This window comes from Tenacibaculum piscium (assembly GCF_021390715.1).
Taxonomy (GTDB): Bacteria; Bacteroidota; Bacteroidia; order Flavobacteriales; family Flavobacteriaceae; genus Polaribacter; species Polaribacter piscius.
In genome coordinates, this window is record NZ_JAJGWT010000023.1 from 1 (window position 1) to 6,132 (window position 6,132).

The following is a 6,132-nucleotide window of genomic DNA, read 5'->3' on the forward strand; positions in this document are numbered from 1 at the left end:
AAAAAAATATCAAGAAACTTCTCAGTTATGGGAACGAAAGTTTCAAATGATGACAGAAGAAATGAGCCAACTAGAGTCTTCTTATAAACGAAAAAATAACTTGTTAGAAGATGAGATAAAGCTAAAAAACAAATTTATACTTTCTTTAAAAAGAGAGCTACGAGAAAAAGACACTGAAAACAAATTGTTAAAAAAGCAACTTAAAGATGCAAATAATAGCACTCAATAAACAATCTTTTTTGGATATCGCAATCTTAACAACAGGATTGGCGGTTAATGCCTCTTTAATTGCAAAAGCGAATCATAAAGCACCAAGTGAGGTTATTGAAACTGGAGATAAAATTATTATTCCCGAAAATGTTATTTATAATAAAGACCATTTAAACTATTATCAAGCAAAAAAAATACTCCCCGCTACCGCATTAACACAAACTAATATTGATGCAATTATAGGTTGTGAAGGAATTGGATGTTGGGCAATTGGAATTGATTTTAAAGTAAGCTAAAGCTCAGAAATAATTCAAAAAAAGACCTGAAAAAACCATGAAAGTACAAGAAATTAAAAATAAAATGATAGCTGTTAAGGAAAATGAAAGTTCCTTAAAAGACTTGAATAGTACTAGCAAAGTATCTATTTGGAATTTGTTTTTGTTTATCGTGGCTTTTTGTTTTCAAGATTTACGAAGCTATTTTGATGCCCACCGAAAGTACATCGATTATAGATTGGCACACGAAAAAGCAGGAACATTGTCATGGTACAGAATTATGGCATTGGCTTTTCAAAATGGTTTTGATTTAATTGCCGATACCGATAAATTTCAAAATGAAACAGCAACATCCGAAGAAATAGACGCTTCAAAAATTATAAAATATGCCACCGCAAATGATGGCGAAGTACCAGGAACAATTGTTATAAAAGTCGCCACCGAAATAAACGGAAAACTTTCAAGAATTACGTCACAACAAGAAGAATCTTTAGAGCAGTATTTTGAAGAAATTAAATTTGCTGGAGATGATATTACCGTTATCAATCATTTAGCGGATAAACTATTTTTAACCTTAAAAATTTATAGAGATGCCTTAGTTTTAGATGAAACTGGTATGTCAATATTACACGGAAATAAACCAATTGAGGAGGCTTTACAGCAGTTTATGAAAGAATTGCCTTTTGATGGCGAGTTAATATTGCAAAGTTTAGTTGATAAATTACAAGCAATTAAAGGCGTTAAAATCGCACATATTGTGGAGGTAAAAAGTAGCTCTTTAGACGCTTCAAAAGATACACACGGAACACCTCAATTAATTGAAGTTAGCAAAATACCCGCAAGTGGTTATTTCGAAATTGAAACTTTTGAAAACATTAGTTATGTGGTATAATATTGATTTTTATAAATGGGCAATACTTTTATTACCCACCGATTTACGCAAACCAAAAATGATTGGTTTTATAAAAACGCTCGTATCTCCAGTAGCTAATTTACACGGCGAATTTTTAAAAATGCGGGTTGCTGATGAATTTATTTTAAATCATAATGGGCAAAGATGTTATTTACGTAAAGCTTTAAATGATGTTTTTGATGCCGATTTAAGACGTATCAGAATTGGTGATGGCAATCAATTTGAGCGACATTATATTTATACCAGAGCGGAACAAAAACCAGTATTTCTTGGTAAACTTTTTATAAATGATAAAACTGATTATGCCGACACAGGAATTGATTTTATTGTTTACGTACCAGATAGCATTGTAAAATCAAGAAAAATAACACTCGAAAAGTGGATTGAAATATTCAAAAAAGGAACAAAAAAATATAAAATAATTGCGATATGAATTATCTTGATTTTCAACAAAATGGCGGTTTTCCTTTGGAAACAAATACGCTTACAGAAATGCAAAAAGCATGGCAGATTTTTAATGCTTTTGGTTTTTTGGCAGGCGATAAAACAATTATCAGCGGATGTGAAGTTATTGGAAACCAAATAACAAACGGTTTTATTTATTTAGATGGCGAGTTGTTAGAATTCCGTGGCGGTATAAAGCAAAATAGCGTTGTCATTATTCAAGAAGAAACAAAAGCAACTTTTGAAGATAAAACCGAAAAACCTGTTTATTTTACTCGTTATGCAACTTTTGGAGTTTCAGTAAATTCAATTCCTTGGAGTGATTTTAAACGATTTTATATAAATCAGCCAATGTATAAAGAAATAAAATACGTTGGTACAAGTGTCGCTCAAAAAGATTTGCAAAGAGGATGGTTTATCGCAAATGGTCAAAACGGAACTGATAATATTTTAGGGCGTATGCTCGTTGGGTACGATGCTAATCAAACAGAATTTAATACCATTGGTAAAAAAGGCGGTGAAAAAACACATCAACTAACAACTTCTGAACTGCCAAGTCATCAACATGAAGGGCAAACACATTCTGCTGGTAGTCATAATCATGATGTAATGGACGGTTCTGGCGGTAGTGGAACGGGTTCTGTTTTAGATGGTGGTGGTAATTTTGCTGGACAAGATAGGAAACGTGCATTTGTTAGTGGTGACGGTTTAATAAAAGATTCAGGAAGTCATACTCATCATTTTACAACAGATAATGAAGGAAATGATAAACCACACAATAATTTACCGCCATACATTGTGGCATTACCAATTCAATTTATAGGATAATGAAACATCAAGAGAACGTAAAAAAATGGTTTGAAACACACGACAAGCCTTCCCAACAACAATTTTATAACTTCTTTAAATGGATTCGTTGGATTGATGAAAATATTAGTGTCCAAGATATTGAGGGTTTAAATAACTTGTTAATCGCCAAGGCGGATAAACAAGCGTTTAATACGCATTTACAAGATGAAATATTGCATCCTTCGGAAAATGACCGTGCAAATTGGAACGGTAAATTGGATAAAACAGGAACTGCCGTAAACTCCTTAAAACTTGGCAATCAATTGCCAAGTTATTACGTAGCTAAACAAGACGTTTATAATAAACAAGAATCTGACAGCGCTCTTTTACTAGCAATGAATGAAGTTGTTCAGATATTGCTAAATAATCCAGATGTTGAAATTAATTCAATTCAAGAATTGTTAGCCGAAATGACTGCTGCCGATAATGCTTTAGTCACGTCAATAGCTAATAAAGTGAGCTATGTTGCTTTTCAAAATCTTTCGCTGGAACAACAAAAAATTGCCCAAAAGAACATTGGTCTGCTTAATCATAGTCACAATGACATGTATTATACCAAAAATTATATCGACACTAAGATGATGAGCTCTCTTGAAGCTTTCAATCCATTCACAGCAGAGGGTATATGGAATCGAAATTTCGGAGAAGGTATAACACTAATAACAAACAGACACGGTTCAACAGGATTTCCTGAAGAAAACGGAGCGACAGCTCATTTTAATTTTGGAAACGACACAGGAACTACAGAAAGTCAGCTGAGAAGTTTCAGCTTATGGAAAGGAACATTATCTAATGATTTATATGTACAGTTTTATGATTTAGACGGTACTTCGAGGGGGTTTAAAAAGATATTTACGGAAGAAAATTTATCAAAAAAAAATATTGATATTTTACAAATCAACGCAAAAGCTTTAGAAGGTAAAAATGCTAGTGATTTTGTGCTTAGTAATGGTGGTTTTGACGTTGATACTGCTACGGCTACTTTTGATAAGAATATTACTTCTATTAGCAATCACACGATTACTAGTGACCCTCTAAATCTATATCCTTTTCGTTACGGTGGAATTACACATTTTAATCATAGAGATGTATCCGATTTGTCTTCGCAGTATAAAAGTTTTACGATATTCAAGTGGTCAGGGAAGGATAGATACTTCCTGCAAAGCTATGGAGTTGATGGTGCTAACGGCTTCAAAGAAATAGCACTTCTTGAAAACGTACACTCAAGACAAACCGTAAAACCGCTATCAACAGTAACAAGCTACACGGCAAAAGCTTCGGATGTTGGCAATATCGTACCACTAAATAACGCAAATACTGAAATTATTCTAAACACCGCTTCATTTCCACGAATTGGCGACAAAGCGCAGTATTTCTACAAAGGAACAGGAACGTGCAAAGTAGCTAGATCAGGAACTGCAAATGAATTAAAAAATATCAATGATACGCTCGAATTTGATGGGCAAAATTCAATGATTGAAATTACAAAAACAGGAGCAAATGAGTATTTCGTTTGCGGGCAATTAATACGTGCGTAATTATGGGAATGGCAAGTTCAAGAAGATATGGAATGCAGGAAATTACTTTAACAACCACGAGTAATGCGAGTTATTGGAAGGTTAATGGAGCTAAAAGTACAAGCGTAATTAAATACCACGCTAGGGGTAATATTTACCGTCAAGAAGCAAATACTGAATATAACACGCCAACAATTGACCTTAGTGCAAATGTAGGGAGTGAAACTGTTGTTGTTAAATCTAGTCGAGGGGTTACTAAACTAAATTGCTACAGTAATAAATTAAAACAGTTAGATGTATCTAAGAACGTTAGTTTAACTTATTTATCTTGTATCAGTAACCCACTATTAACTACGCTAAATGTAACTAAGAATGTCCTATTAACTGTTTTAATTTGCTACAGTAATAAATTAAAACAGTTAGATGTATCTAAGAATGTTAGTTTAACTGTTCTGTCCTGTTTAGATAATGACTTAGAAACACTAAACGTTTCTAAAAACACTAGGTTGGTTAAATTATATTGCCACCATTTACCCAACATAAGGGAGTTAGATGTCTCTAAAAATGTTAGTTTAATCCACTTACACTGCGAAGAAAGCCCCAACCTAACAACTATCTACGTGAATCAAAATCAATTAAATATTTTAAACGGAGTAACGCCACAACCACAAGGCTGGGATTGGAGAAAAGATGTACATACGCAATACGTCCTAAAACAGTAATAAAATCATCAAAAGAAAAAGAAACAAAATGGGGATATAAAAAGTCCCCCAACAAAATAAATACTTCTCACAGTAATTTAATTTAGCATCAAAGCCCAGTTGGAGGACATAAGTCTTCTAATTGGGCTTTGCTTGTTTAAAATATTACTGTGAGAGGTACAAAAGTAAGAATATTAATTAAAGTAAGTGTTATATATGATTAAAAATAAATTTAACTACAAGCCACAATTTGGAGTTATTCTACTTGTAGAATCAGAAATGGAACAAAAAGAGCTATTTAGCAAGATGAAAAAACTAGGATTAAAAATAAGATTAGTAAACGTATAATTATGAAAATAGAAGTAAATCACAAAACAAAAGATTTTGAAAGCTACAGAGCTTTAAGAGTAAAAAGTTTATTTAACGTTGATAAGGCGGACACATGGAAACACACCGCAGAAATACCAATTGATAATGATGATTGGCAAATTGGTCTTATTATTGGCGCAAGTGGAACAGGGAAAACCTCGCTTGGGAAATCATTTTTTAAGGAAAATAAGATTTACAATCCTTATGCCGATTGGGATAATAGTAAACCAATTATAGATTGTATTGCTCCAGACGGAAGTTTTGAAGAAGTAACCGCAGCATTAGCTAGTGTTGGTCTTGGAGATGTTCCGAGTTGGCTAAAACCATTTAACGTACTTTCTAATGGTCAACAATTTAGGGCAGGAATGGCTAGGTTAATTATTGATGCTCCAGATGAAGTTGTTGTAGATGAATTTACAAGCGTTGTAGATAGGCAAATAGCTAAGATTGGCGCATTAGCTTTTGCTAAAGGTTGGAGGCGTAATAAAGGGAAAAAAATAGTTTTATTAAGCCCACATTATGATATAATTGAATGGCTACAACCTGACTGGGTTTATAATACAACAACGCAAGAGCTTAAAAAAAAAAATCTATTTCCGAACGACCAAAAATCAAACTTGATATTTTCAAGACAAACGGAACTTACTGGAAGTATTTTAAAGNCTGGGTTTATAATACAACAACGCAAGAGCTTAAAAAAAAAAATCTATTTCCGAACGACCAAAAATCAAACTTGATATTTTCAAGACAAACGGAACTTACTGGAAGTATTTTAAAGAGCATTATTATTTAGACTTAAAACACCCACCATGTGCGGAGTATTTTGTTGGAACAGTAAACGGCGAGCTTGTTTG

The 6,132-nt window shown here is 33.2% G+C and carries 7 protein-coding genes; all 7 read left to right on the forward strand.

Annotated elements, in window-relative coordinates:
- Positions 1–229, forward strand: a 229-nt coding sequence (locus L0U77_RS11665) for a hypothetical protein (protein WP_233901246.1), incomplete at its 5' end; no start/stop codon positions are given.
- Complete coding sequence (locus L0U77_RS11670) at positions 207–506, forward strand: hypothetical protein (protein ID WP_101917464.1); 300 nt, start codon at positions 207–209, stop codon at positions 504–506. The genes L0U77_RS11665 and L0U77_RS11670, both read left to right, overlap by 23 nt.
- A 37-nt stretch (positions 507–543) precedes the next feature.
- The gene (locus tag L0U77_RS11675) at positions 544–1,377 is read left to right on the forward strand and encodes a nucleotidyltransferase (RefSeq protein WP_233901247.1); all 834 of its coding nucleotides are present in this window, start codon (positions 544–546) and stop codon (positions 1,375–1,377) included.
- Positions 1,367–1,831: a hypothetical protein gene (locus tag L0U77_RS11680; protein WP_233901248.1), complete on the forward strand. Its 465-nt coding sequence runs from the start codon at positions 1,367–1,369 to the stop codon at positions 1,829–1,831. Before L0U77_RS11675 ends, L0U77_RS11680 begins: the two co-directional genes overlap by 11 nt.
- Positions 1,828–2,670 carry a phage baseplate protein gene (locus L0U77_RS11685; RefSeq protein WP_233901249.1) on the forward strand — a complete coding sequence of 281 codons (843 nt, stop codon included), beginning with the start codon at positions 1,828–1,830 and terminating at the stop codon, positions 2,668–2,670. Before L0U77_RS11680 ends, L0U77_RS11685 begins: the two co-directional genes overlap by 4 nt.
- Positions 2,670–4,229 (forward strand): hypothetical protein, encoded by a 1,560-nt coding sequence (locus L0U77_RS11690; RefSeq protein ID WP_233901250.1) that lies wholly within the window; start codon positions 2,670–2,672, stop codon positions 4,227–4,229. The genes L0U77_RS11685 and L0U77_RS11690 overlap by 1 nt, the downstream gene beginning before the upstream one ends.
- 2 nt (positions 4,230–4,231) lie before the next feature.
- The gene (locus L0U77_RS11695) at positions 4,232–4,930 is read left to right on the forward strand and encodes a leucine-rich repeat domain-containing protein (protein ID WP_233901251.1); all 699 of its coding nucleotides are present in this window, start codon (positions 4,232–4,234) and stop codon (positions 4,928–4,930) included.
- The last annotated feature ends 1,202 nt before the right edge of the window (positions 4,931–6,132 follow it).